The following is a 24,597-nucleotide window of genomic DNA, read 5'->3' on the forward strand; positions in this document are numbered from 1 at the left end:
ACGCGGCATGTATCGGATTTACGCCAGCCCTCTCCTGTGATGCATGAGAGAACGTCACCACCCGGCGCCGAAGCAGACCAGCGGCGCCAGGTCCTCCTCCGCCTTCGCCGCGCTCTCGATGGCGGTCGCCAGTGCGGCGGCCGGTGACTCACCGTCTCGCAGTGCCGCGTGGTGGGCCGGACCGACCTGGTAAGCGACCGCGTCGGCGATCCGTGCGACGCCGGCCACGACACTCCCCGCGCCGCCGTGCAGCAGCGCGGCGGTCATCCCCAACGTCTCCTCGCCCGGCCGCGGCCGGGCGAGGCCCAACTCGCACGCCGACAGCACGATATGCGCCGGGAGCTGGGGCAGCTGGTGCAGCTCGTGGCCGAAGAGCGGCCCGTCGGCCAGCACCAGGTGGGAAAAGAGCGGGTTGTCCGGCTCGTGCACACCGTGCGCGGCCACGTGCAGCACGTCGGCGGTGCGTGCCGCGTCCCGTACCCCCGATGTGGTGAGCTGCGTCGGCGACCGCGCCGACCACACCTCCGCGACCAGCCGCACCTCCTCGGCGGCGCGTGCCACGTCGGGGCCGGCGGCCAGCGCCAGCGTCGGCCGAGCCGGCAGCGCGGCCCGGTCGCGGGCGGCCAGCCAGGCGGTCGCGGAGGCCACGACCGCGAGCGGGCGTCCGCGCAGCGCGGGCAGGAGCGTCCAGGGCACGGCCACCAGCCCGGCGGCCGGCGCCAGCAGGAGCGGACCGTCGGCGAGGTGCCGCCGCAGCGGGTGCCACAGCAGCTCGTCGAGCCCCTGAAGTGAGCGGCGGCTGGCCGCGCGCACACTCACCCGCACCGGTTCGGGCAGGCGGATCGTGGCGAGCGCGTCGAGGTCGGCGCGGACCCGGTGGAGCAGCTCGACGGCCGGCGCCGCCGGGCCGAGGTCGAGCAGCGCGCGCCGGCGTGGACCGGCCACGAGCGCGTGCAGGCGGCCGCCGGAGAGCACGTGCGCCACGTACGTCGCGTCGGCGACCGCCAGCTGGTCCTGCACGTCGCGGAGCGGGGCGGGCGCGAGCGTCTGCCCAGGCCCCGGCGTATACCAGGAGCGCTGCCGGATCAGCCGCTCGAGCTGGGCGCAGCGGCTGCGCAGGGCGGGCACGGGCTGGCCGGCGAGCACGGCACCGCGCAGGTCGACCCGCAGGCGGCGCAGCTCCTCCAGCATCCCCGCGGCCTCCGGATCGTCGGGCGGCACCACCGGCGGCAGCCGGGTCGACAGGGCGCGGGCCCGCTCGGCCCAGCCGAAGACCGTCGCCGGCCGACCGGTGGCGAGCGCGCGGGCCAGCCCCTGCTCGGCGAGGCGCCGGCCGTGGCCGCTCACCGCGGTCTGCAAGTCGAGGCTGCCGAACGACGCCTGGTAGCGATGCAGGTCGGCGAGGGCGGCCCGCAGCTCGGCGTCGGCCCGGACCGGCTGTCCTTCGGCGTCGGCGAGCCCGGCGCGCACCGACCGCGCGGCCAGCCGGGTGGCGATCGGGTCGTCGCGGCGGAGCCGGATCGCGCCACCGGCCGCGGCGCGGATCCGCTCGACGCTCCCCAGTGGACGGACGGCGAGCAGTGCCACCACGCCGGTCAGCGTGGCCCGGCGCGCCTCGTCGTCGAGGCCGGCCGCGGCGAGCGCGGTGGCGACACGGGCCGCCTCGTCGGCGGCCGCCGGTGCGCCGCCCCGCCCCCGGCCGACGGCGGCCGCGAGGGCGATGTGCTCGGCGAGCAGCGCCCAGGCGTCGGCACCCCGGGCGGCGAAACGCTTGCCGGCCCGCACGGCCAGCCGCCGCGCGTCCGGGTAACGCTCCTCCAGCAGCGCGATCTGCGCGCGGGCCAGCTCGGCCTCGGCTTGATCCTGCGGTGCCTTGGCGCCGCGGAAGAGCTCGACGGCGTGCGCGAGGTCGTCGTCGGCCTCCCGCCACAGGCCCGCGGCGAGCAGCACCTGGGCGCGGTCGATGTGACACACCGCCGCGTAGATCGGCGACTGGCCGGCCAACGTCGACCATGCCTCGCCCATCTCGCGCAGCGCCCGCGGCAGGGCACCGGACAGCAGCGACAGGTAGCCGAGGTTGTGCGAAGCCTTGGCCGCCAACATGTCCAGCCCGTGCCGGTGGGCGATCTCCACGCAGCGGCGGAAGTCGGCCCGCGCCGACGCCAGCACCCCGCGCTGCATGTGCAGGATGCCGCGGGTCAGCAGCGGCCGGCAGATGTCTTCCGGCACGGACTCGTCGAGCACGCCCACCGCCACGTCGAGCGCGGCGAGAGCGTCGCCGGAACGGCCGGCTCGCATGAACAGCAGGCCGCGCTGGGCGGCGACCATGCCGCGCAGCCGGGCCGGGAGGTCGGGCACCTCGTCGGCCTCGCCGAGCAGGGCCAGCCCCTCGTCGAGGCTGCGCCGCTCGGCCTGGTGGTAGGCGAGGCTGATCAGGATCCGCGCGCGCAGCTCGGGATCGGGGCCGCTGCGCAGGGCCGCGCGCAGCAGCCGCCGAGCCTCCGCGTGCCGTCCGTGCTCAGTCTCCCGGACGGACCTAGCGTGCAGCTCGGCGGCGCTGGCAACGACGGACACGCCCCATCATGGCACGACGGCCAGCGACGCTGACTCGACCGTTACGGCTGCGGCTGCACCGCCTCGACCGCGCGCTGCATGCGCTTGACCGGGTCGCTCTCGGTCATCATCAACGAACCGACGCCGTTGGCCGCGATCAGCGCCTTGGCGATGCGGCCGGCGAGGATGGGCGCCGCGAACGACGTGCCGCTGGAGATCGCGAAGCCGCCGGCGAAGTCGTCCGGGTCGAGGTTTTCCCGGATGCGCGCGTGGAACGGGTCGAGGATGGCCGCGCCGGGCGCCATCGCGTGGTCGAACTTCGGCATCGTGCTCACCACCGCCGCACCCGGCTCCCAGTGGCGCACCCACTCGCCGGTGTTGCTGAAGAGGGCGATCGACCCGTTGGGGTTGAGCGCGCCCACACTGGACACCGGCACGATGGGTGCCTCCACGCCCTGCGGGGTCGCCGCGTACGCCGCGGGGAACATCGGCCGGGCGGTAGCGTCGTTGCCGGCCGCGGCCACCACGGCGATGCCGAGCTCGGCGAGGTCGCGGATCTCCTCGTAGAGCAGCGACATGTACGCGTCGTCGTCTTCGGACTCGTGGTAGAAGCCCAGTGACAGCGAGATGATGTCGATCGCCTGGCCGCCCGGCTCGCCCGCGGCGAACTTACGGGCCAGCTCCTTGAGGGTCTGGAGCGCCACCAGCAGCTCCGACTCGACGATCACGCCGTCGGAGTGGATCACCCGGACCGGGAGGATGTCGGCGTCCGGACAGGTCTGCCGGACCAGGCCGCAGATGAACGTGCCGTGCCCGGCCAGCGGGTCGCGCATCCCGTCGAGCGGGCCGACCACGTCGCCGGTGGTGTCCAGCGCGGTGCCCGTGTCACCACCGCCGAGCGCGTTGATGGGCGAGAGCACGCCCTCGTTGAACCAGTCGTGCTGCCCGCAACCGGTGTCGAGCACGGCCACCACCGGCCGCCGCGGCGTGACGGAAGCCTGCCGCACCGGGGTGGGCAGCACCAGGTTGACCGGCTGGGTGGCGCCGAAGCCGAGCATGCCGTACTGCGCGACCGGCCCACCGAACGCCGAGTGGAACGGGAAGGCGGAATGGAACGGGAACGCCGAGTGGAACGGAAACGCGGAGTGGAACGGGAACGCCGAGTGGAACGGGCTGCCCGTGATCGGCGATGACGCGGCGAACATGAGGTGGTCGAGGCCGAGGCCGAGGCTGCGCAACCGGGCCGAGTCCTTCGACCGGATCGTCTGCAAGACCCGCCACGCGTCCGGCGTGGCCGGGCCGCCGTTGCCGGGCGACACGCGCAAACAGCGGCTGCCGTCGGCGGGGTCGTCGAGCCGGAGTTGGAGCCCGGCACCCACCTCGTCGAAGAGGCGGCGGTGCTCGCCCTTGCTCTGCCGGCGCATCAGCAGCCGGTTGGCGACGTAGACGGTGGACTTGACCTGCTGGTCGGGCAGCCTCTGGGCCGCGACCGGGTCGAGAGCGCGGGCGCCATATGCCCCCATCAGGGCGCCCGGCGGTGTCGGGACATGGTTGTTAACGGTGGCCACGATGAACTCCCACGGAAGAGGTCGGGGCTAGAGCTGCACCGGTGGTGTGACCACCGGCCGGTGCAGGGGTACGGTCGCCCCGGTCGTCGGATGGATCATGATCTGCACCAGACCGGACGGCACCTCCGCGAAAGCGAACCGCCCGTCGGCGTCGGCCTGGGTCTCGTGCACACCTCGCGGAGTGCGCAACTCGACTCGCAACGCGCCGCCTGGTGCGATCCAACCGTCGATCCGGCGCCGCTGCGGTCCCGAATCCGACACGGTCACCATCACGGTGAGGCTTTCCGCCGAAAAGGTGACGGTGGAGGCGGTCTCCGGGCCACGGGCGCCGACCGGCTGGATGGCCTCCTGCAACCGCATGAGCTCGAATTCCAGATCTTCGAGGTGCAGCGTGAAGAGCACGCGGTCAGCCAGGTCCGCCGGCGGCGGATCCAATGTGTCGTACATGTCATGGACCGCACGCAACAGCGTCGAGTCGTCAGTCACGCCGGTCACTCCACTCCGGATCGGCGGCCAGCAGACCGCGTAGCTTGTCGAGACAGCGCCCGCGCGTCGGACCGATGCTGCCCACCGCGATCCCCAGCTCGGTGGAGAGGGAGGCGTAGTCGGGCCGGTCGTCGAACGCGATCACCCGCAGCAGCCGGCGGCACCGCTCGGGCAGCTCGGCGACGTGGCGCCACAGGGTATTCGCGGTGCGCTCGGCCAGCACGGTGGTGTCCGGCCCGCCGACCGGCGGCAGGGCCGCGTCGAGGGTCTGCGGCTCCGCCACGTCTTCGCGCTTGCCGGCGCGGGCGGTGCGCCACGCCTCGCGGCGGGCGGTGGTCGTCGTCCACCGGAGCACCGCCTGCGGGTCGCGCACCGAATCCACATTGCGCACCAGCGCCAGCCAGGTCGTCTGCACCACGTCTTCGGCCGACTCGCGATCGAGCCCATACGCCCGGACAAGGTGCCACAACATCGGCGTCAGCAGCCGCACCAGGCGGTCGAGCGCCGCCCGGTCACCGGCACGCCACGCGGCGAACTCGCGCGCGGCCACCTCCCAGGAGGCCGTGCCGACACCGGTGTCGTCAGAAGTCGCCGATGTCATCGCACCCCCTCACATCCATCCCCCGCCTGACCTGCTCCCGAACACACTGCGCCATCGTAAGTGCGATGGATATCGGCCAGGCGACAGTGCGTGGTGCGCACATGTGAGGAGGTGATCAAGGTCGCGCTGATACATACCCGACGAAAGAAGTTTTCGATGTATCACGGGCCCCGCTCGGCGCTCCTCTACCCGGATCTTCACAGAGCCGCGCGGTGCATGGGGGTGCGCCGGCGGCCCGCTCCCCCTCTGGGGCTGGGGGGAGGGACGGCGGGGGTGCTTCCCGGGGGGATGCACCCCCGCTGCGTTCCCTTTTTTGAGCTACCGCGATGTCCGTCGGTCCAGGCCGTTGCTCCCGCGGCCTCACCCGTCCGCTGTTGGTCGCGGTTACCGCTCAGGTCAAAGACACCGCGCGGTTGAGCGGCACCGGCGACGGCCACGGGCGGGCCACGTCTTCGGCGACCACGGACGAGCCGACGATCGGGATGACCCGGTTTACCCGGGTGGCGCGGAGCGTGCGGCGGACCACCGCGTTCGGATTGCAGATGACCAGCTGGCCGCCCCGGGCGCGGGTGCGCAGATGTACCGCGACCAGCGCCCGGACCCCCGCGGCGGACAGGAAACCCACTCCACCGAGGTCGACTCTCAGCGGCGCCGGTGCGGACGGCAACCCCCACAGCAGCGCCCGAAACTCGTCCACGTTCGCGATGTCGATCTCACCGGCGACGCGTACGTCGATCCCCCGCGCGCCGACGGTGATCTCGGCTTTCAGCTGGTGCTGACCTTCCCCCATGCACACGAGCCTAGGGAGGTGAGCCGCCCGCGACGACCTACCGGAAGTGGAATGTCGCGCACACCGGCTACGACCAAAGTCGTAGGGGATCACTCAGCCCCTGGGCGGACGATGCCCGATTCGTACGCGAAGACCACCACCTGTACCCGGTCGCGAAGTGCCAGTTTTGCGAGGATCCTCCCCACATGCGTCTTGACCGTCGCCTCGGACACCACGAGCGATTCGGCGATCTCCGCGTTGGAGAGGCCGCGGGCGACCTCGACGAGCACCTCGCGTTCCCGGTCGGTGAGCTGGTCGAGCCGCTCGTCCGTGGGTGACCGGCCGGTCGCCGGGTCGGGCAGGTATCCGGCGAACGCGTCGATCAGCCGGCGGGTCACGCTCGGCGCGACCACCGCGTCACCGGCCGCCACCGCCCGGATTCCGCTGATCAGGTCGGCCGGCGGCACGTCCTTGAGCAGGAAGCCGCTGGCACCGGCGCGGAGCGCGGCGTACACGTACTCGTCGAGGTTGAACGTGGTGAGCACCAGGACGCGCGCCGCGGACCCGGACTCGACGATGCGCCGCGTCGCCTCGATGCCGTCGGTGACCGGCATGCGCACGTCCATCAGCACCACGTCCGGCTCCAGCGCGCGGGTCATCGTGGCCGCCTGCGCGCCGTCGCCCGCCTCGCCCACCACCTCCAGGTCGGGCTGGGTCTCCAGCACCATGCGAAACCCGAGACGCAGCAGCGCCTGGTCGTCCGCCAGCAGGATCCGCACGGTCATGGCGATACCCCGTCGTCGAAGCGGAGGTGGGCGAGCACGCGCCAGCCCGGCGCGCCGTCCCGGGGCCCGGCTTCCACGCCGCCACCGTACGCGGCGGTCCGCTCGGCCATGCCGGTGAGGCCGTGACCTCCGGTGGCGGCCGGCGCGGTGGCCCGCTGGCCGCCGTCGTCGGTGACCTCCACCTCGGCGCCGCCGTCGCGGTAGCGGAGCCGCACGTGCGCGCTCGCCTCCGGCCCGGCGTGCTTGAGCGTGTTGGTGAGCGCCTCCTGCACGACGCGGTAGACCGCGACGCCCGCGCCGGCGCCCCACTCGCCGGGTACGCCCTCGACGGTCAAGGCGACCCGAACACCGGCGGCCCGCACCCGCTCGACGAGCGCGTCGAGCCCGTCCAGCCCCGGCTGCGGGGTGCGGCCCACGCCGTCCTCGCGCATCAGGCCGAGCACGCGGCGCATCTCCCCGAGCGCCTCCCGCCCGGTGGCCGCGACCTTGTGCATGGTGTCGGCGGCCCGTTGCGGGGCGGCGGCCGCGGTGAGTGCCGCGCCGTCGGCGAGCGCGACCATCACGGCCAGGTTGTGCGCGACGATGTCGTGCATGTCGCGGGCGATCCGGGCCCGCTCGGCGGCCACCGCGATCTGCGCCCGCTGGTCGCGCTCCCGCTCCAGCCGGCGGGCCCGCTCCTCGAGCTCGGCGAGGTAGGCCTGGCGGGTGCGGACCGTGATGCCCAGCAGCACCGTGGCCGCGAGCACCGACGTGATGAACCCCAGCGCCGTCCAATATGGACCCCGGGGGATGAACACGACGAGCGCCGGCACCTCGATCGCCGCGACGATCAGGATGAGCTGCCGGCGCGGGCCGTACCGGGCGGCGGTGTAGACGGCCACGGTGACGACCGACTCCGGGTAGAGCCCCTCCACGCGTACCCCGACCACCGCACCGGCCACGATCGCAAGCCCGAACACCGTCCAGAAGACACCGACCGGCCAGCGGCGCCGCCACACGATCGGCATATGCACGGCGACGAACCACAGCCACTCGTCGGCACCGGCCCCGCGCAACACCGCCGGCCCGGTGAACAGGGCCAGCGCGACGGCGAGGCCGGCGTCGACAAGTCGTGGGTGCCGCGCCAGCACGGCCCGCAAAGTGCCCACGACGAAAGGTTAGGCGTCCCGGCGGAGCAGCAGGGCGACTCCGCCGGTGAGGAGCAGCGCGGCCCACCCCACCATGACGGCCGCGGAGGCGCCCGGCGACAGCGTCTCGAACGGCTGCCCGCCCCCGCCCACGCTGTACATCGCCTGCCCCGCGACGGTCGGCACGTACTTCATCGCGTTCTCCTCCATGTCGCCCGGAAGAGCCGGTCCGAGCAGCACCGGGATGATGAAGAGCGCGGCCACCAGCGTGGTGATCGCGCCGGCCGTGTGCCGCAACGCCATGCCGACGCCGAGGCCGATCAGGCCCACGAGCACCGGGGAGAAGGCCGCGCCGACGATCGCGCCGGGCACGCCGGGGTCGCCCAGCGACGCGCCATCGTCACCGAGAAACGCCTGGCAGACGAGGAACGAGCCGAGCGCCGTCACCGCCATCACCGGCAGGGTAACGGCTGTCTGGACCACCGCCTTCGCGACGGCGACCGGCCACCGCCGCGGCACCGCCGTGAGTGTGGCCCGGATGAGCCCGCTGCCGTACTCGCCGGTCATCTGGAGCACGCCGAAGACGCCGAAGACAAGCGCGAAGAAGTCGATCGGCAGAAACGCGGAGCCCACCGCCTCGGACAGCGCCGGTGGTGGGTCATCGCCCTCGACGGCGTGGTGCACGCCGTATCCGATGGCGCCGGCCAGCCCGACCGCGAGCACCGCCGCGGCGCCGAGCGTGATCCAGGTTGAGCGGAGCGAGACGAGCTTGCCCCACTCAGAGCTCAGCACGCGCGGAAACGTGATCATTTGTACTCCACCGCCTCTCGGGTCAGGTCCATGTACGCCTCTTCCAGCGACGCGCGGCGCGGGGTGAGCTCGTGCAGCGCGATCGCGTGCCGCCGGGCCAGGTCGCCGATCTGCGCGGCGCTCGCGCCGCTGACCTGGAGCAGGCCCGGCTCCACGCTGGTCACCGTCGCGCGGCCGGCCACCAGCACGTCGCGGAGCGCGGCGCCTTCCGGGGTACGGACGAGCACGGTGCCCACCGCGACCCGGGCGATGAGCTCGTCGACGGTGGTGTCGGCCAGCAGCCGCCCGCGCCCGATGATCACGAGGTGCTCGGCGGTCACGGCCATCTCGCTCATCAGGTGGCTGGAGACCAGGACCGTACGGCCCTCGGCGGCCAGCGCCTTGAGCAGGTTGCGGATCCAGAGCACGCCGTCCGGGTCGAGCCCGTTGACCGGCTCGTCGAGGATCACCGCGGCCGGGTCGCCGAGGAGCGCGGCGGCGATGCCGAGCCGTTGCCCCATGCCGAGCGAGAAGCTCCCCGCCCGCCGCCGCGCCGCCGACTCCAGCCCCACCATCGCGAGCACCTCGTCGACGCGGGCGGCCGGGATGCCGTGCGTCCGCGCGAGCGCGAGCAGGTGGTTGCGTGCCGTACGTCCCTTGTGGACAGACTTGGCCTCGAGCAGTGCGCCCAACTGCCGCAGCGGCGCGGTGTGTTCCCGGTAGGCGCGGCCGTTGACAGTGGCCACCCCGCCACTCGGCCGGTCCAGACCCACGATCATGCGCATGGTCGTGGACTTGCCGGCGCCGTTCGGCCCCAGGAAGCCGGTGACCTGGCCGGGCTTGACGGTGAAGGAGAGTTGGTCGACGGCGAGCTTGTCGCCGAAGCGTTTGCTCAGCGCGCGTGCCTCAATCATGGGCTCGACGCTATGGACGCGCGCCCGCCGCGCCGACCGCCTGCGGCCCGATCCTGCGGGCGGCGGGCGTCATCCCGAGGTCTGACCCGCTCCTCCCGCAGGCTGATCCGGACCCACGATCTCGTCCAGCAGGCCGTACTCCACCGCCTGCTCGGCCGTGAGCACCCGGCCGGCGGAGAGGTCGTCTTCGATCCGGCTACGCGGCTGGCCGGTGGCGGTGGCGATGCGTACCGCCAGCTCCTCCAGCTCCCGCAGGTACTGCCCCGCGGCGGCGGCCACCTCGTCGGCCGTGCCGCTGACCGTGGCCGCGCGCGGCTCGCTGAGGCGGATGCGGGCGTGCCGGTATGCCAGCCGCCGCGCCGCCGCCGCGAGCAGGCCCACCGCCGCGCCTCCGGCGAGGCTGGTGACGACCGCGTGCACCGGCGCGCTCATCGTGTCGATCACGTCGATCAGGCCGAACGCGGCGGCCAGGTCGCCGTCAGGGGTGGCCAGCTGGAGCCGCACCGGCTCCTTGCCGAGCGCGTCGAGCGTCATCAGCGCGGCGGCCGCACGGGTGGCCGCGTCGTCGTTGAGTGGGCCGGTCAGCACGACCATCCGCTGGTCGAAGAGGCGCTCCTGGAGCCACGGCGGCACGCCCTCGCTGGTCGGCGGCTCGGGCGGCAACGGCGGCTGCCCCGGAGAGCCCGGGGGACGCCACGGCGGCCTGAGCGGATCGTGTCGCAGGTCCATGAGGGGCCTCCCTGGTCGCTTGCCGCGACCGTAACCTGTCAGGCCACCGCGACCGGCCGCTTTTCGCGCAGGGCGATATCCGCCGCCTCCAGCACAGCCACGACGTCACGCCCGAATCCCGCGTCGCACGGCTCCGGACCACCCTTGACCAGCCGGTCGACCGCCACGCCGAACGCCGCCACCGCGCTCCCCTCGGGCACCGGCATGGTGGCGACGCCGTGCTCGCCGTAGAAGTCGTGGTCACGCAGCATCGCGGCGGGCGGCGCGTCGAGGGTCAGCGAGGCCGTGGTCACCGCGCCGCCCGCGTGCCGCAGCGTCAGATGGGTGGTGGCCCGCGGCCCGCCGACCGCGCTCACCTCGGCCACCGGCCCGAGCACCGGCAGCAGCACCGAGAGCACGTGCGGCCCGATGTCCCACAACGCGCCCCGCTCACGGCGCCAGAGCGAGCCGCCGTACGGGTTGCCGGGCTGGTAGATCGACGCGAACTGGGTCACCCGCGCACCCAGCCACCCGCCGGTCGCCGCCGTCTCGTCGATGAACCGCACGATGTTGTCCCGGAAGCGGTTGGTGAAGAAGACCACCGAGGAAAGGCCACGCTCGCGAACCACCGCGACGATCCGATCGGCCGAGGCGGTGTCCATCGCCATCGGCTTGTCCAGCAGCAGATGCTTGCCCGCGTCGGCCGCACGCAGGGCCAGCTCGGCCTGCACGCCGGGCGGCAGCGCGATCGCCACGGCGTCCACTTCGGACAGCAGCGCGTCGACATCGGTGTACGGGGTGGCCCCGTACCGCCCGGCGAGCGCCGCCGCCTTGTCCCCGTCACGGCCCCACACCGCCACGAGATCCGCGCCGGGGTGCGCGTCCAGCGCCGCCCCATGCGTCTCCGCCGCCCAATGCCCCGTCCCCAGCAACCCGAATCTCATCCCAGCACCCTACGAGAGCCGGCCCCGGCGGAGCGCCAAACGGTCTTGGATCAGCGTCACCGCTTTTTGGACCTGCCTCTGCGCTTGCGCTTGGGCTTGCCTGCGAACCGCTGTGTCACCAGCAGCGCCTCGTGGGCTTCCGCCGCGGCGGCTATCGCCACGCCCGACATCTCCCGGGACTGCGCCTCGGCGGCCAGCAACGCGTCGTAGGCGCGCCGGGCGGCGAGCGCGGCCCGCTCGTACTCCCGGCGGGCGGCCAGCTCGTCGGCCCGGAGGTGGTCGGTGCGCCGCTCGCGCTCCTCCTGCTCCGGATCCCAGTCACCGGCCCGGCGAAACACCTCGCGCAGCTCGTCGACGGACAGCTCGCCGCGCCGGTAAGCGGAGAGCGCGGCCCGGGAGACCTCGCGCTGGCGGTCGCCGTCGGTGGCCTCGACATCGCCCGCCGTGACAAGCTCCAGGTCGACCGTCTCGGGGTCGGGCGCGGGCCGGGCGTACTCCGCCTCCTGCCACGCCGCGTGGTGTGCGACGCCGGCCGCTTCCTGCGCCTGCCAGGCGGCTTCTCGGGCGGCCTCGGCCTCGGCCAGCCGCTCCCGCGCCTCGATCGCGGCCGCGGCGGCCCGGCCGGCCACGGCGTGCGTCTCTCCGGCGTACACGGCGAGCTCGTGGGCGGCGGCGCGCAGCTTGACGAAGTCGGGGCGGGGCTGGCGGCGCGGCCGCTCGGCGATCGCGGCCAGGATCAGCAGTCCGAGCACGACGCAGGCTCCAGCCACCAGCAGAGCCTCTACGGGCGTCATGTCGGTCAAGTCCACTCGGGCCCTCCCCAGAGACCATCGACCAACGTTAAGGATAGGCGCCAGGAGATCGATACGGCACCGCACAAGGCGTCCGAGTTTGGCGGGGCGCCGACCCTACTACGTCGATTAGTAGAGTGGCGGCGTGAATGACACCCTCGGGGCCATCGTCATCGTCGCGGCGTTGGCCGTCGCGCTGCTGTGCCTCGTCGCGGCGATCCGCAACCGGCCGCCCGACCTCAGCCACTACGTGGGCGTGGCCCTCGTCGAGGTGGCGGCGCTCGTGCTGACCGTCGGCGCCGTGGTCGCGATGATCGGGGGCGACCGCCCCACCGAGGTGGGCACGTTCGTGGGCTATCTCTTCACGTTTCTGGCGCTGCCGCCGGTCGCCGTCTCGCTGGCCCGGTTGGAGCCGACGCGTTGGGGCTCGGTCATCCTCACCGTGGCGATGCTCGTGATGCCCGTGCTCGTCGCGCGGCTCGGCCAGATCTGGGAGGCCACCGGTGCGTGACCGGCTCAACTCGGGACCCGGCCTGGTCCTCGTGATCGTGTACGGGATCTTCGCGCTCTCCGCCGGTGCCCGCGCGACCGTGCAGATCGCCACGAAGTTCGACGAGGCGCCCGAGGCCTACCTGCTCTCCGCCTTCGCCGCGCTGATCTACCTGGTCGCGACCATCGGCCTGGCCCGGGGTGGCACGTCCGGCCGGCGGCTGGCGCTGGTCTGCTGCTCGGTGGAGCTGATCGGCGTGCTGGTGGTGGGCACGCTGAGCATCGTCGACAAGGACGCCTTCCCGGACGACTCGGTCTGGTCGGTCTACGGCCGGGGGTATGGCTTCGTCCCGCTCGTCCTGCCGATCATCGGCCTCTACTGGCTGCGCCGGACGGCCCGGCCCCCGTGACGGTCAGGCCCGCGGACCTCCGGCCACGTAGATCACCTGGCCGGAGACGAACGACGCCCCCTCGCTGACCAGGAACGACACCGTGTGCGCCACGTCGTCCGGGTGGCCGGCCCGGCGCACCGGCGTCTCCGCCGCCCGCGCCTTCTGGAACTCTTCGAAGTCGACCCCCAGCCGGGCCGCGGTCGACGCGGTCATCTCGGTGACGATGAACCCCGGCGCGACCGCGTTGGCCGTGACGCCGAACGGGCCGAGCTCGAACGCGAGCGTCTTCGTGAAGCCCTGCATGCCGGCCTTGGCGGCGGCGTAGTTGGCCTGGCCGCGGTTGCCCAGCGCGGAGGTGCTGGAGAGGTTGACGATGCGGCCCCACTTCGCCTCGACCATGTGCGCCTGGGTGGCCCGGCTGAAGAGGAACGCGCCGCGCAGGTGCACCGAGAGCACGGTGTCCCAGTCGTCGTCGCTCATCTTGAAGAGCAGGTTGTCGCGGAGCACGCCGGCGTTGTTGACCAGCACGGTGGGCGGGCCGAGCTCGGCTACCACCCGCGCGACGGCCGCGTCGACCTGGGCTCGATCGGCAACGTCGGCACCGATCGCGAGCGCCCGCCCGCCGGCGGCCGCGATGCTGTCGACCGTCGCCTTGCCGGAGGTCTCGTCGAGGTCGACCACGGCCACGGCCATGCCGTCGGCGGACAGCCGCCGGGCGATGGCCGCGCCGATCCCGCGCGCCGCGCCGGTCACGATCGCGATTCGCTGCTCAGTCATGCCGGCAGCCTACCCGGCGGTAATCGCGATACGTGTCCGGGCGTGGGCGTTCCGTGTATGCGGGCACTACGTATCGTGTCGGGGAGCGGGACATCGAAGTCCACGCGCTTTTGCGATCATTCGGGGGCGGCAAGCGGGGGACTTTTTGGGGGGAGGTGCCATGGCGACGATCTATGACGTCGCGCGGCGGGCGGAGGTCTCACCGGCGACGGTGTCCCGCGTGGCCAACGGACATGCCAATGTGGACCCGGCGCTGGCCAAGCGGGTCCGCGACGCGATGCGCGAGCTGGAGTACCGGCCCAACGCGGTCGCCCGCAACCTGCGGCGCAGCCGCACCACGCTGTGGGCGGTCATCATCTCCGACATCGGCAACCCGTTCTTCACCTCGCTCGTCCGCGGTGTGGAAGACGTGGCGCAGCGGGCCGGCTACTCGGTCGTGCTCTGCAACAGCGACGAAGACCCCGGCAAGGAGGGCCAGTACGTCGACGCGGCGCTCGCCGAGCAGATGGCCGGCGTGATCATCTCCCCCGCCGGCAAGGCAAACCACGTCAACCGCCTCGTCGACGCCCGCGTGCCGGTCGTGGTGATCGACCGCCAGCAGAGCGGCACTCACGTCGACACCGTGCTCGTCGACAACGAGCACGGCGCGTGCCTCGCCACCACCCACCTGATCGAGTCCGGCTACCGGCGGATCGCCTGCCTGACCGGCCCGGTCGGCGTCTTCACCGCGACCCGGCGCCTGCGCGGCTACCGGCGGGCGCTGGAGGAGCACGGCCGCCCGTACGACGAGGAGCTGGTGCGGCACGGCGACTTCCGGGAGGAGGGCGGCTATCGGGCGATGGCCGAGCTGCTGGGCCTGCGCCCCCGCCCCGACGCGCTCTTCGCCGCCAACAACCTGATGACCGTCGGCGCGGTGGAGTGCCTTGTGGACAGCCGCATCGCGGTGCCCGACGAGATGGGCGTGGTGGGCTTCGACGACGTGCCCTGGGCCCACCTCGTGCGCCCCTCGCTGACCACGGTCGCCCAGCCGACGTACGAGCTGGGCCGCGAGGCGGCGAGCCTGCTCACGCAACGGATCGCCGACCCCGAGCGCCCGCCCACGACGATCACCCTGGAGACCAAGCTCCAGATAAGGGACAGCTCCCTGCGCCAGCCTCACCCGTGAGTCTTCAGGCAGATGTGCCTTGCTCCGGGCATTCGATCCAAAAAGGAGATCTGGGCTACCGCGATGTCCGTCGTGGTCCAGACCGCTGCTCCCGCGGCCTCACCCTTTCGCCGCCGGTCGCGGTCACCCATTGGGAGTAAGCGGGCTTCGTCGCCAGGGGTAACGGCCACGAGCCACGCGAACGGCACGTGGTCCAGATCTAGGAGACTTCGGGTTGATATGGCGCCCCAACTCTCCTAGATCGCGAATCTTGCGCCGCGCCCGCCGTCGTCGCGGTTACTCACCGCGACGGCACCTTGGATGCGGGCTCCCACTGTCGCGGCAGCGGCGGGCATTGTGGACAAACGGCGACCGTCACGGGGGTCCAGCGGGGGTTGCCGCGACCAGCGGCGGATGGGTGAGGCCGCGGGAGCGGCGATCTCGACCCGATGCCACTCACCGTAAGTCGACCATGGACTGGTCCGCTGCTCCTGCGGCTCACTCTCGCGTTTGGCCGCGGTCACTCCCCTTGCCTCCGGCCGATACGCGGCCCGCGCCACGCGGTGCGGCGGTGTTTGTCCACAATGCCTGTGCCGATCAAGGTCTCGTGGGTTCGGTGGGGGTGGTGCCGAGAGTGCTGTCAGCGAGGGGGTAGATCTTGGTACGAAGGTGCCCCTCTGGGGGCCAATTCGTACCAAGATCTGCTGTGCCGGGGAGCTCCGCCGGGGCCAGCTGCGATCGTGGTCTTGCTCGGGGGCTTGGACCGCGGGCCTGGCAGTGGACGGCCGGGGGTTTCGGCGAGCGCTGCGAGCCGCCGGCCGGGAGCGGTGCCCGCGGGAGCATACGGTCTACAGCTGACGCGGGCGTGGGCAAATCTGCCCTGAAAGTAACGGCGGGGTCCCGACCACGGCGCACATCGCGCGCGGAGGGAAGGGGGTTTCGGCAAGCCGAAACCCCCTTCCCGAACGATCTCCTAGAACCCGGCGGTGATGCGGGTGAACTCCCAGTCGGCCTGGGATATGCCGCTGCAATTGGAGACCACGCCGCCGCCGGGGCACGGACGGTCGCGGTTGACGGCCCAGAAGGCGAGCCGTGCCAGGCCGCGGGCCTTGGCCCAGTCGCGGATCTGCGTCCAGGTGGCCGGGCTGGTCAGCTCCTGCTGGTCGGAGAGGCCGTTCATACCGGAGATGCCCATGTGGGTGTAGGCGACCGCGTCGCTCCAGCCGAAGGCCGACTTCAGCGCGTTCTTGAGCCCTTCCGAGGCGTTGACGGTGTTCTGGTACATGTTCGCGCCGCCACCGAAGTCGAACGGCATGATCGTGAAGACGTCGATGTTCGCCTGGAGGGCGGCCGCCTGGTTGATCAGGCGGACGCCGGTGCCCGACGGGCCGCTCGTTGTCGTGCCGAACGTGATGATCGTCTTGATGCCCGGGTTGTTCTGCTTGACGATCTTCAAGGCGCCGAGGATCCGGTCCTGCACGGTCGGGTTCTCGAACTCGTCCGTGTTCTCGATGTCGACGTCGATCGCCTTGAGGCTGAACGCGTTGATCACCTGCTGGTATGCGCCGGCGAGGGCCTGTGCGCTGGAGCAGTTCGGGCCGAGCTTGTTGCCGCTCCAGCCGCCGATCGACGGGATCACGTCACCGCCGGCCGCCCTGATCTGGCTGATGTAGCTCGCGTGGGTGCCGCCGGTCAGCGGTGTGTTGCCGTCCCAGCCGGGCGTGCAGCCGCCGGCCGAGAGGATGAACGCCATCGTGAACCACCGGATCCCGGTCGCACTCATCACTGTGGACGGTGCCGGCGGGTTGCCCCAGCCCGGGTAGACGTACGGCGCCGCCGCCATGGGACCGCCGCCGGTCGGGCAGCCGGTCGTGGTGGCCGACACCGCGCCGGAGCGGGCCGACTCGCCCGCGGAGTTGTACGCCGCCACGGTGTAACTGTGCGACGTGCACGCGCCGAGCCCGGACACCGTGGTCGAGGTGCCGGTGACCGTGGCCCGCACGGTCGAGCCCTCGTACGCCCGGTAGCCGGTGACCGTGCCGGACGGCGCGTTCCAGGCGAGCGAGACGCTCGTGTTGGTCGTACCGGTGACCCGCACGTTGCCCGGCGTCCCCGGCGCGCCCGGGTTGGTCGGCCCGCCGGCGCACGAGCCGCCGTTGACGGTGCAGTTTGTCGGGTCGCCGTTGCCCGTGACGATGAAGCCGAACGACGCGGTGCCGTTGGGCCCCAGCGTCCCGTTCCACGACCGGTTGGTGAACGTGTGGTGCTGCCCCGACGAGGTGAGCAGCGCGTCCCAGTAGGTACCCATCGTGCTGCCCGACGGCAGGTCGAACTGCACGTTCCAGCTGGTGATCGTCGTGGACGTGTTGTTGGTGACGGTGAACTTCGCCTCGTAGCCGGTGCCCCAGCTGGAGGTGCGGGCGAAGGTCGCGGTCGCGGCGGAGGCGGGAGTGGCCACGGCGACCGCGGCGGTGGCCGCGACCACCGACATGACCGCGAGGGTGAGGAGTCTTTTCACTGTGACCTCCTGCTACGGGAGCGTGCCGAGGTGGGGCTTGACGGTGCGGGCGAAGCCGTTGCCGTTCGCGACGTCCCAGTTGATCGACCAGGTCATCGCGCCCCGGATGCCGGGGTAGGTGCGCGGCGGCCGGAAGCTGCCGCAGTTGGTGGCGCGGGCCAGGCAGTCGAGCGCCTGGTTGACCACGCTCGGCGCGACGATCCCGCCGCCGGCCGCGCCGGGTCCGGCGGGCAGGCCGAGCGCGACCTGGTCGGGGCGCAGGCCGTTTTCCAGCTGGATGCAGGCGAGCGCGGTGAGGAAGTTGACGGTGCCCTGCGAGTAGGCGAAAGACTGGTCGCAGCCGAGCATCGAGCCCGAGTTGTAGTACTGCGTGTGTACGACGGTGAGGATGTCGCGGATGTCCAGCGCGAGGCGGAAGTAGGACGCTCCGGTCGACTGCATGTCGATGGTCTGCGGGGCCATCGTGATGATCAGGTTGGCGCCGGCGCGCGAGCGCAGTGCGCGGAGCGCCTGGCCCATGAAGGTCGGGTTGAGGCCGTTCTCCAGGTCGATGTCGACGCCGTCGAAGCCGTACTCCTGCATGATCGCGAAGACCGAGTTGGCGAAGTTTGTCGCGGCACCGGAGTCACCGACGGAGACCCGACCGGCCTCGCCGCCGACCGAGATGATGACCTTCTTGCCGCGCGCCTTGAGCGCCTGCACGTCGGCCTTGAAGTCGGCGTTGGTGTAGCCGCCCAGCGCGCTCGCCAGCCCCGGGTCGACGCCGAAGGTCACCGCGCCGGGCGTGCTGCTCGCCTCGGCGAAGGCCACCGCCACAAGGTCGTACTCGTTGGGTACGTCGCGCAGCCGCAGCTCGACGGCCGGGTTGACGAAGTTGTGCCAGTACCCGGTGAGGAAGTGCTTGGGCAGCGGCCCGATCGGCGGCTGCGTCGTGGGCGGTGGGCTGGTCGGCGGTGCGGTCGTCGTCGGGGGTGCGGTTGTGGGAGGCGTGGTCCCGCCCCCACAGGCCTGGCCGTTCAGCGTGCAGTTGAGCGGCGAGCCCGACCCGCCGCCCAGGAAGCCGAAGGACGTCGACGCGCCCGGCGCCAGCGTCCCGTTCCACGAACGGTTGGTGAACGTGTACCGCTGGCCCGACGAGGTCATCAGCGCGTCCCAGTACGTGCCGACCGTCGTCCCGGCGGGCAGGTCGAAGACCACCGTCCAGGACGTGATCGTCGCGGTGCCGCCGTTCGTGATCGTGTACTTGCCCTCCCACCCGGAGCCCCAGTCGGACGTCTTGGTGAACACCGCCGTGGGCGTCGCCGCGGAAGCCGCGGGCGCTAACCAGATCGCCGCGATCCCGGCGGCCAGGGCCATCGCGAGCGTGATGAGCAAGGCTTTGGAACGAGTCACGGCAACCTCCCATGGACGGTTGCCTAATTATTAGGACTGTTAACAGAAACTGTAAAGACCCTTGCGAGGTTGACCGCGACCCCGTCCATCGGCGCCGGAAAAGACGACCGGTTCGGCCGCTCGAATTTACATAGTGGAGGTCTATACGCAGCGGTATCGCGCGGTACCGTGCCACAGATGAACGCCGAGGCGTCGGGCCAGGTGGGTGAGAGCGGTGCGGATCGCGCCGCCCACCCGGTCCGGCGCGCGCCCGAGCCGGCCCGCCGGCCGACCATGGTCGACGTGGCCCGGCACGCGGGCGTGAGCATCAAGACGGTCTCGCGCGTCGTCAACAACGAGCCCAACGTGCAGCAGCAGCTCATCGACCGGGTGCTGGCGAGCGTGGCGGAGCTGGGCTTCCGGCGCAACCACCTGGCCCGCACACTTCGGTCGGGGCAGTCCACGGCCACGATCGGGCTGATCATCGAAGACCTGGCCAACCCGTTCTACTCGACGATCGCGGCGGTGGCGGCCGAGGTCGCCGCCCAGCACGAGACGCTGCTGATCACCGCCAGCTCGGAGGAGGATCCGCAGCGCGAGCAGCAGCTGCTCCGCGACCTCTGCTCGCGCCGGGTCGACGGGCTGCTGATCGTGCCGGCCGGATACGACCACTCGTTCCTGCGGCCCGAGGTGGAGATGGGCACGCCGGTCGTCTTCCTCGACCGCCCGGCCGGCGGCCTGCTCGCCGACACCGTGCTGCTCGACAACCGGGGCGGCGCCCAGGCGGGCGTGCGGCGGCTGCTGGAGCACGGCCACCGGCGCATCGGCATCCTGCTCGACTCGGTCGCCGTCTACACGATGCGCGAGCGCGTGGGCGGCGCCCAGGAGGCGCTGGCCGAGGCCGGCATCGCGTACGACGAACGGCTCGTCGCCGACGGCGTGCACGACCCGGAGACGGCGGCCGCGGCGGTGGCCGCGATGCTCGACGCGGACGCGCCGCCGACCGCGTTCTTCAGCCTCAACAACAGGATCACGGTCGGCGTGCTCCAGGAGCTGTGGCGGCGCAAAAGCCAGGTCGAGGTGGTCGGCTTCGACGACTTCGAGCTGTCGTTCCTGATGCCGCAGCGGTTGACCGTCGTGGCTCACGACACGCGACAGCTGGCCCGCACCGCCGCCGACCTGCTCTTCCAGCGGATCGCGGGCGAGCGTTCGTGGCCGCGCACGGTCACGCTGCCCACGTCGCTTGTGGAGCGGGGGCTGTCGTAGGCCGGGGCTGGTGACCCCGGCCTCCGACGTGGTCGGCGCTAGGCGGTGCCCGGCACGACGATCGCGATGCCGGTGACGGCCTCGCCCGCGGTGGCGCTGATCAGCTCCGGGTAGGCCACCCGGCCGTCGCCCACGCTGTAGAACAGTCGAACTTCCTGTGTGTTGAAACCCTTCATGGTGAACGTGCCGTCGGCACGGACCGACGGCTGGATGCCGGCCCAGTCACCGGTCGTCGGGTCGGCGGCGGTGATGCCCACACACCTCAGGCATGTCCCGGCGGGCACGGTGACGGTGCCGCTGACCGTGCCCGTGAACGGCAGAGCCACGTCCAATGTGGTGGTTTCGCCTGCCACCACCCGCACCGGCGTGGCGGACGTCCGGTTGGCGGCGTTGCCGGACCAGGCCCACGCGTGCACCCCGTCGAACGCGGGGAAGGCGAGCTTCCACTGGTACGGGCCGAGGTTGCGGATCGTGTACTCGCCGCCGTCTTCGGTGCAGCTGGAGTTGGGCCCCGGGCCGTAGCTCATAGCCGGCCCGGTCGGGCTCGGGCACACGGAGCGCACGCCGGCTCCGGTCGCGACGTCGCGGACGACTCCGGTCACGGTGCCCGCGCCGTCGAGCTTGGCGGTTACCCGGATCCGCTCGCCCGGCACCGGCTTGAAGACCTTGGCCTGGGCCGGGTCGCCGGTGCCGCCGCCGGTCGTCGAGACCCACTGCGCGCCGTGCGCCCCGTCGTACGGAGTGACGAACAGCCGGAAGTGCTCCTGCGCGAAGAGGTTTTCGAAGTCCACTTCGGAACCACAGCTGCCGCTCTGCCCGGTGTCGGTGCGCACCGGGTCGGCCAGGGTGACGCATGCGCCCTCGACCGGGTCACCAGTGGTCGCGTCGACAAAGTCCACGTGCAGGCTGACGGATTTCTCCAGCCGCACGGTGGTCCGCGCGGTCTCGCCCTCGGTCACGGTCACCAGGCCGAAGTGGCCGTTGACGTAGACCTCGTTCGGGTCGTAGCCGCCACCGCCGTACGCGCCGACCGGCAGGTCGCGGATCTGGGCTCGGCCCTGACTGTCGGTGCAGGTGGTGTAGAAGTTGAGTGGGCCGTCCTGCGGATACCAGCAGTAGCCGGCGATCGGGGCGCCGGTCACCTTGTCGACCGTGCGCACGGTGAGGTGCCCGACCGGCGGCCGGGTGAGGTCGACGGTGGTCGTCGCGTCCGCCGCCACGGCGAAGGGAACCGCGTCCCCCTCGGACGTGGCCCCGCCGTTGAAGAGCACCTGGCCACTCGGAAACCTGAACTGTGTCGTGTAGTTGGAGTCGGCCTCGACCCGCTCGAAGCGGTATCGCCCGCGGTCGTCCGTCCCGGTGCCGGCCACCCAGTTGCCGCCGCGCCGCAGCTCGACGTAGACGTTGGGAATGCCGCCACCCTTCTGGCCCACGACCCGCCCGGCGACGTCGCCGTACTGGATCGGCATCAACGGAATCTGAAGGGTGGCCGGCACCGTGATCAGGTCGGCCTCCCAGCGCTCCCGGTGGCCGTAGAGCCACTGCTCGACGTACCCGTTCGCCAGGACGCGGACGACGTACTCGCCGGCCGGGGCATCCGGGAACGCGAAGCGGCCGTCCGCGTCGCTGTTGACGAAGTTCCAGTTGGAACCGTCTTGTCGCTCGATGACGATGCCGGCCCCGGCGACCGGCTCGCCGGTCAGCTTGTCGGTGATCGTGCCATCCAGCCCGGCGGCCTCCGCCGCCCGCGCCGGTCCGGTGAGGCCCATGACGGCCATCAGCCCGGCGACCGCCGCGGCGCCCAGCGCGCGCAGCACTTTACGCTCCATGATTCCCCGTTTCCGCCTGCGTCCGCGGTTTGTCCGGCCGGTCGGCCCGGCTCCATCCCGCTCCGTGCACGGTGACAGGACGCTCGCGATGGTCGGCTCAGCCGGATGGCGGGGAATCCATCCGCCGGCCAGTCAATGTGGAGCCGGGGCGGTGCGGCCGCCCCGGCTCCTCACTCACCGTCTGAAGTGGAACCAGTTGACGTTGACGAAGTCGGCCGGCTGCCCGCTGGCGAACTTCAGGTAGACCGTCCGCGTGCCGGTCACCCCGCCCGCCGCGCCGGGAATGGTCTGCCAGCTCTGCCAACCGCCGGTGTTGGCCAGTGCGAAGTTGCCCAGTAGCTGGCCGGTCGGGCTGTCTAGGCGCACCTCGACGAGGCCGCTGATGCCGCCGCCCGCTCCGGACGCCACGCGCGCCACGAAGTCACGCGGTGCCGAAGAGCCGAAGTTGACGTTGTCGTAGCGGGCCCAGTCACCGTTCGCGATGTGGCTGATGTTGAGCCCACCTTCGCTGCACGTCTCGGTTTGCAGGCCGCTCTGCGCGTTGAACGACTCCGCCTGGATCGGCGAGTACGCGTCCCGGTTGCCGCTCGGCGGCGGTGTGGTGGTCGGTGGCGGTGTCGTGGGGTTGGTGCCCCCGCCCGTCTGGTAGACCGCGACGTAGTCCACCAGCATCGGGACGCCCGAGACCGTCGCCGCGGTCGGCGTCTGCCCACCGGGTACGGCGTTCGGGAAGGCGCCGCCCATCGCCACGTTCAGCAGGATGAAGTAGCCGGCGTGGCTGGTCATGTTGGTCCAGTGCGGCTCGCCGACCTGAGACTGGCTGACGGTGTGGTAGAGCTGGCCGTCGACGTACCAGCGCAGCTGCTGCGGGTTGGTGTCCCACTCGAAGCGGTAGGTGTGGAACGCCGACTGGCAGGAGCTGCCGGGGCAGGCGCGGCTGGCGCCGATGCCGGTGGTCTCGTTGCACGGGCCGCCCGGGTTGACTCCACAGTGGAGCACGCCCCAGACCGAGTTGATCCCGTTGACGTTTTCCATGATGTCGAACTCGCCGATCGCCGGCCAGTTCCAGTACTGGCCCCGGTACGGCGAGCCGAGCGCCCAGAACGCCGGCCAGTAGCCGGCCGCGCCGGCGCCGGTGATGTTGGGCATCTGGATGCGCCCCTCGATGCGCAGCTCGCCGCCGGCCGGGGGCTTGAAGTTGGCGCGCTGCGTCTCGATCCGCGCCGAGGTCCACTGGCCGGAGCCGCTGCGGATCGGCGTGATCACCAGGTTGCCGTTGCCGTCCTGGCGGAGGTTCGAGGTGCTGTTGGTGTAGGTCTGGATCTCGCCGGTGCCCCAGTTGGCCGGGCCGCCCGGGTACTGCGTGCCGGTGTCGATGATCCAGTTCGAGGACGAGGGCAGGGTGTTGGCGGGCCCGGTGAAGTCGTCGCTCCAGACGAGGCTCCAGCCCGAAGGGGTGGGTGGCAGCGCGGCGCGGGCGTTGACCGTCACGGCGAGCATGGCCGCGACCACGGCGGAGACCGCGGCGGCGGCGATCAGCACGCGACCGCGCCGGGGTCTGGACGACATTGCGATATCTCTCATGGATGGCTTCTCTCGTGGGGGTGGACGGGGCCGTGAGAGCGCTCTCTCAGAGTTTTACGTCCGGGGCAACAAATTGTCAACACTCATCGATGTCTCCGGAGCACTCCTTGCTCCAGGGCCGTCCACGCCGTGGTGGTGACGAGGTAGATCCCGGCCGCGAGCGGCACGAACGCGGCGAACACCACCGTGCCGTACGGCAGCAGCGCCAGCACCCGCCCCACCGCGACGGCTTCCGCACTCCCCTCGGCCGTGGCGGCTCGCACGCGCTTCGAGGACAGCCGCGCCAGCACCGCCAGCACGGTGAACATGAGCGCGTAGACCACCACGCCCGCGGGGCTAAGGCCGTCGGTCAGGTGGTGGCCGAGCGGCACACCGGCAAGCTCGGCGTCGAGCAGGTCGTTGGGGGTGGTGAAGAGGCGGTACATGACGAAGAAGAAGGGCGCCTGCACGAGCGCGGGCAGGCAGCCGCCGAGCGGCGAGACCCGGGCACCCCGGACCTGCGCCCAGCTCAACGGCGAGATCACCAGCCGTACGGCGACGGTGAAGAGCACGATCGCCACGGCGGCGGCCGCCGGCCCGAAGGCGGGCGCGACCCCGCTGGCGATCGTGGACACGGCGAAATGGGCAAGGTTGACAACGTAATCGAGCACGGCGAAACCCCTCGGTGGCTACCGCGTGGACAGGACGCATCGCCCACCGCGAAGCCCGGCTCCGTCCTATCCGGACGGACTCCGGCTACGCGGCGGAGGGGTAACCCGAAGGTGCTCGAGGACGTGGACGCCCGGCGGCGTCCGGATCGACATAGCGAGGCACGGCGGCCCGCGCCCGCACCGGCGCCGCGGCCCACCCGACCGGCCGCCCGGGGACGGCGCGCGACGCGCCGGCGAGATGCCCGGCGACCGCGACGGCGAGAAGGCCGACGGCCACGGCGAGGGCAACCTCGGCGGGCTGCCCGGCGAACGCGAGGGCGATCGCCCACGCGCCCAGGAGCCCCATCAACGCCCGCACGCCCGCCAGCCTAGAAACCCGACGCCAGCTGTCTAAGAGACCCTACGGGAAGGGTAAGGCCGTCGTGGTGTGCGTCAAGCTTGAGTTTGCCCGGGTCCGTGTCAGCTGCGGACCGCTGCTCCCGCCGGAGACCGCGCGGGTCGGCGGCGAGCTGGCGCTCGCCGAGATCCCCGACCCGCGCTGC

General features: G+C 72.0%; 23 protein-coding genes. 4 read left to right on the forward strand and 19 right to left on the reverse strand.

Annotated features, from left to right (window positions below; genetic code table 11):
• Positions 1-54: 54 nt before the first annotated feature.
• From ACTMTJ_RS24015 to ACTMTJ_RS24070, 12 genes are all read right to left on the reverse strand, one after another.
• Positions 55-2,574, reverse strand: a complete 2,520-nt coding sequence (locus ACTMTJ_RS24015; protein WP_441219957.1) for a CHAT domain-containing protein — start codon at positions 2,572-2,574, stop codon at positions 55-57.
• A gap of 41 nt (positions 2,575-2,615) precedes the next feature.
• The gene (locus tag ACTMTJ_RS24020) at positions 2,616-4,121 is read right to left on the reverse strand and encodes a S8 family peptidase (protein ID WP_441219958.1); all 1,506 of its coding nucleotides are present in this window, start codon (positions 4,119-4,121) and stop codon (positions 2,616-2,618) included.
• A gap of 27 nt (positions 4,122-4,148) precedes the next feature.
• Positions 4,149-4,607, reverse strand: coding sequence for a hypothetical protein (locus ACTMTJ_RS24025; protein ID WP_441219959.1), 459 nt, complete (start codon positions 4,605-4,607; stop codon positions 4,149-4,151).
• A complete protein-coding gene (locus ACTMTJ_RS24030) occupies positions 4,600-5,208 on the reverse strand; it encodes an RNA polymerase sigma factor (RefSeq protein ID WP_441219960.1) in 609 nt (202 codons plus the stop codon). The genes ACTMTJ_RS24025 and ACTMTJ_RS24030 overlap by 8 nt, the downstream gene beginning before the upstream one ends.
• A 391-nt stretch (positions 5,209-5,599) precedes the next feature.
• Positions 5,600-5,998, reverse strand: coding sequence for an STAS domain-containing protein (locus ACTMTJ_RS24035; protein ID WP_441219961.1), 399 nt, complete (start codon positions 5,996-5,998; stop codon positions 5,600-5,602).
• 89 nt (positions 5,999-6,087) lie between these two features.
• Positions 6,088-6,762 carry a response regulator gene (locus ACTMTJ_RS24040; RefSeq protein ID WP_441219962.1) on the reverse strand — a complete coding sequence of 225 codons (675 nt, stop codon included), beginning with the start codon at positions 6,760-6,762 and terminating at the stop codon, positions 6,088-6,090.
• Entirely contained in the window at positions 6,759-7,910 is a 1,152-nt protein-coding gene (locus tag ACTMTJ_RS24045) for a sensor histidine kinase (RefSeq protein WP_441219963.1), read from the reverse strand. The genes ACTMTJ_RS24040 and ACTMTJ_RS24045 overlap by 4 nt, the downstream gene beginning before the upstream one ends.
• 9 nt (positions 7,911-7,919) lie before the next feature.
• A complete protein-coding gene (locus ACTMTJ_RS24050) occupies positions 7,920-8,699 on the reverse strand; it encodes an ABC transporter permease subunit (RefSeq protein WP_441219964.1) in 780 nt (259 codons plus the stop codon).
• Complete coding sequence (locus ACTMTJ_RS24055) at positions 8,696-9,592, reverse strand: ABC transporter ATP-binding protein (RefSeq protein WP_441219965.1); 897 nt, start codon at positions 9,590-9,592, stop codon at positions 8,696-8,698. The genes ACTMTJ_RS24050 and ACTMTJ_RS24055 overlap by 4 nt, the downstream gene beginning before the upstream one ends.
• 69 nt (positions 9,593-9,661) lie before the next feature.
• Complete coding sequence (locus ACTMTJ_RS24060; RefSeq protein WP_441219966.1) at positions 9,662-10,321, reverse strand: ATP-dependent Clp protease proteolytic subunit; 660 nt, start codon at positions 10,319-10,321, stop codon at positions 9,662-9,664.
• A 38-nt stretch (positions 10,322-10,359) separates the two neighbouring features.
• Positions 10,360-11,244 carry a Gfo/Idh/MocA family protein gene (locus ACTMTJ_RS24065; RefSeq protein ID WP_441219967.1) on the reverse strand — a complete coding sequence of 295 codons (885 nt, stop codon included), beginning with the start codon at positions 11,242-11,244 and terminating at the stop codon, positions 10,360-10,362.
• A gap of 56 nt (positions 11,245-11,300) precedes the next feature.
• Positions 11,301-12,038 carry a hypothetical protein gene (locus tag ACTMTJ_RS24070; protein WP_441219968.1) on the reverse strand — a complete coding sequence of 246 codons (738 nt, stop codon included), beginning with the start codon at positions 12,036-12,038 and terminating at the stop codon, positions 11,301-11,303.
• A 142-nt stretch (positions 12,039-12,180) separates the two neighbouring features.
• Between ACTMTJ_RS24070 and ACTMTJ_RS24075 the strand changes: the two genes are divergently transcribed.
• Positions 12,181-12,546: a hypothetical protein gene (locus ACTMTJ_RS24075; protein ID WP_441219969.1), complete on the forward strand. Its 366-nt coding sequence runs from the start codon at positions 12,181-12,183 to the stop codon at positions 12,544-12,546.
• Positions 12,539-12,934, forward strand: coding sequence for a hypothetical protein (locus ACTMTJ_RS24080; protein ID WP_441219970.1), 396 nt, complete (start codon positions 12,539-12,541; stop codon positions 12,932-12,934). Before ACTMTJ_RS24075 ends, ACTMTJ_RS24080 begins: the two co-directional genes overlap by 8 nt.
• A gap of 3 nt (positions 12,935-12,937) precedes the next feature.
• Here ACTMTJ_RS24080 and fabG read toward each other — a convergent pair whose 3' ends face one another.
• Complete coding sequence (gene fabG / locus ACTMTJ_RS24085; RefSeq protein WP_441219971.1) at positions 12,938-13,693, reverse strand: 3-oxoacyl-ACP reductase FabG; 756 nt, start codon at positions 13,691-13,693, stop codon at positions 12,938-12,940.
• Positions 13,694-13,853: 160 nt separating this feature from the next.
• On the opposite strand from fabG, the gene ACTMTJ_RS24090 reads away from it, so the two are divergent.
• Complete coding sequence (locus ACTMTJ_RS24090) at positions 13,854-14,858, forward strand: LacI family DNA-binding transcriptional regulator (protein ID WP_441219972.1); 1,005 nt, start codon at positions 13,854-13,856, stop codon at positions 14,856-14,858.
• A 952-nt stretch (positions 14,859-15,810) separates the two neighbouring features.
• Here the strand turns inward: ACTMTJ_RS24090 and ACTMTJ_RS24095 are convergent.
• Positions 15,811-17,355 (reverse strand): cellulose binding domain-containing protein, encoded by a 1,545-nt coding sequence (locus ACTMTJ_RS24095; protein ID WP_441219973.1) that lies wholly within the window; start codon positions 17,353-17,355, stop codon positions 15,811-15,813.
• A 12-nt stretch (positions 17,356-17,367) separates the two neighbouring features.
• A complete protein-coding gene (locus ACTMTJ_RS24100) occupies positions 17,368-18,747 on the reverse strand; it encodes a chitinase (protein ID WP_441219974.1) in 1,380 nt (459 codons plus the stop codon).
• A 177-nt stretch (positions 18,748-18,924) separates the two neighbouring features.
• On the opposite strand from ACTMTJ_RS24100, the gene ACTMTJ_RS24105 reads away from it, so the two are divergent.
• Complete coding sequence (locus tag ACTMTJ_RS24105; RefSeq protein WP_441219975.1) at positions 18,925-19,992, forward strand: LacI family DNA-binding transcriptional regulator; 1,068 nt, start codon at positions 18,925-18,927, stop codon at positions 19,990-19,992.
• A 38-nt stretch (positions 19,993-20,030) separates the two neighbouring features.
• Here the strand turns inward: ACTMTJ_RS24105 and ACTMTJ_RS24110 are convergent, their stop codons facing one another.
• The 4 genes from ACTMTJ_RS24110 to ACTMTJ_RS24125 form a co-directional block, all read right to left on the reverse strand.
• Positions 20,031-21,821 carry a carboxypeptidase regulatory-like domain-containing protein gene (locus ACTMTJ_RS24110; protein ID WP_441219976.1) on the reverse strand — a complete coding sequence of 597 codons (1,791 nt, stop codon included), beginning with the start codon at positions 21,819-21,821 and terminating at the stop codon, positions 20,031-20,033.
• Positions 21,822-21,995: 174 nt separating this feature from the next.
• Positions 21,996-23,405 carry a carbohydrate-binding protein gene (locus ACTMTJ_RS24115; protein ID WP_441219977.1) on the reverse strand — a complete coding sequence of 470 codons (1,410 nt, stop codon included), beginning with the start codon at positions 23,403-23,405 and terminating at the stop codon, positions 21,996-21,998.
• A gap of 83 nt (positions 23,406-23,488) precedes the next feature.
• Positions 23,489-24,055, reverse strand: a complete 567-nt coding sequence (locus ACTMTJ_RS24120; RefSeq protein WP_441219978.1) for a YidC/Oxa1 family membrane protein insertase — start codon at positions 24,053-24,055, stop codon at positions 23,489-23,491.
• Between the two features lie 85 nt (positions 24,056-24,140).
• Positions 24,141-24,413 carry a DUF6412 domain-containing protein gene (locus ACTMTJ_RS24125; RefSeq protein ID WP_441219979.1) on the reverse strand — a complete coding sequence of 91 codons (273 nt, stop codon included), beginning with the start codon at positions 24,411-24,413 and terminating at the stop codon, positions 24,141-24,143.
• Positions 24,414-24,597: the final 184 nt, after the last annotated feature.

Source organism: Phytohabitans sp. LJ34, assembly GCF_052068095.1.
In the GTDB taxonomy this organism is placed as follows: Bacteria; Actinomycetota; Actinomycetes; order Mycobacteriales; family Micromonosporaceae; genus Phytohabitans.

Excerpts from the sequence above, each read along its gene's own strand:
- ACTMTJ_RS24030 (WP_441219960.1), bottom strand. The coding sequence starts at position 5,208 with ATGACATCGGCGACTTCTGACGACACCGGTGTCGGCACGGCCTCCTGG.
- ACTMTJ_RS24035 (WP_441219961.1), bottom strand. The coding sequence starts at position 5,998 with ATGGGGGAAGGTCAGCACCAGCTGAAAGCCGAGATCACCGTCGGCGCG.
- ACTMTJ_RS24040 (WP_441219962.1), bottom strand. The coding sequence starts at position 6,762 with ATGACCGTGCGGATCCTGCTGGCGGACGACCAGGCGCTGCTGCGTCTC.
- ACTMTJ_RS24050 (WP_441219964.1), bottom strand. The coding sequence starts at position 8,699 with ATGATCACGTTTCCGCGCGTGCTGAGCTCTGAGTGGGGCAAGCTCGTC.
- ACTMTJ_RS24055 (WP_441219965.1), bottom strand. The coding sequence starts at position 9,592 with ATGATTGAGGCACGCGCGCTGAGCAAACGCTTCGGCGACAAGCTCGCC.
- ACTMTJ_RS24060 (WP_441219966.1), bottom strand. The coding sequence starts at position 10,321 with ATGGACCTGCGACACGATCCGCTCAGGCCGCCGTGGCGTCCCCCGGGC.
- ACTMTJ_RS24065 (WP_441219967.1), bottom strand. The coding sequence starts at position 11,244 with ATGAGATTCGGGTTGCTGGGGACGGGGCATTGGGCGGCGGAGACGCAT.
- ACTMTJ_RS24070 (WP_441219968.1), bottom strand. The coding sequence starts at position 12,038 with ATGACGCCCGTAGAGGCTCTGCTGGTGGCTGGAGCCTGCGTCGTGCTC.
- fabG (WP_441219971.1), bottom strand. The coding sequence starts at position 13,693 with ATGACTGAGCAGCGAATCGCGATCGTGACCGGCGCGGCGCGCGGGATC.
- ACTMTJ_RS24090 (WP_441219972.1), top strand. The coding sequence starts at position 13,854 with ATGGCGACGATCTATGACGTCGCGCGGCGGGCGGAGGTCTCACCGGCG.
- ACTMTJ_RS24105 (WP_441219975.1), top strand. The coding sequence starts at position 18,925 with ATGAACGCCGAGGCGTCGGGCCAGGTGGGTGAGAGCGGTGCGGATCGC.
- ACTMTJ_RS24110 (WP_441219976.1), bottom strand. The coding sequence starts at position 21,821 with ATGGAGCGTAAAGTGCTGCGCGCGCTGGGCGCCGCGGCGGTCGCCGGG.
- ACTMTJ_RS24115 (WP_441219977.1), bottom strand. The coding sequence starts at position 23,405 with ATGAGAGATATCGCAATGTCGTCCAGACCCCGGCGCGGTCGCGTGCTG.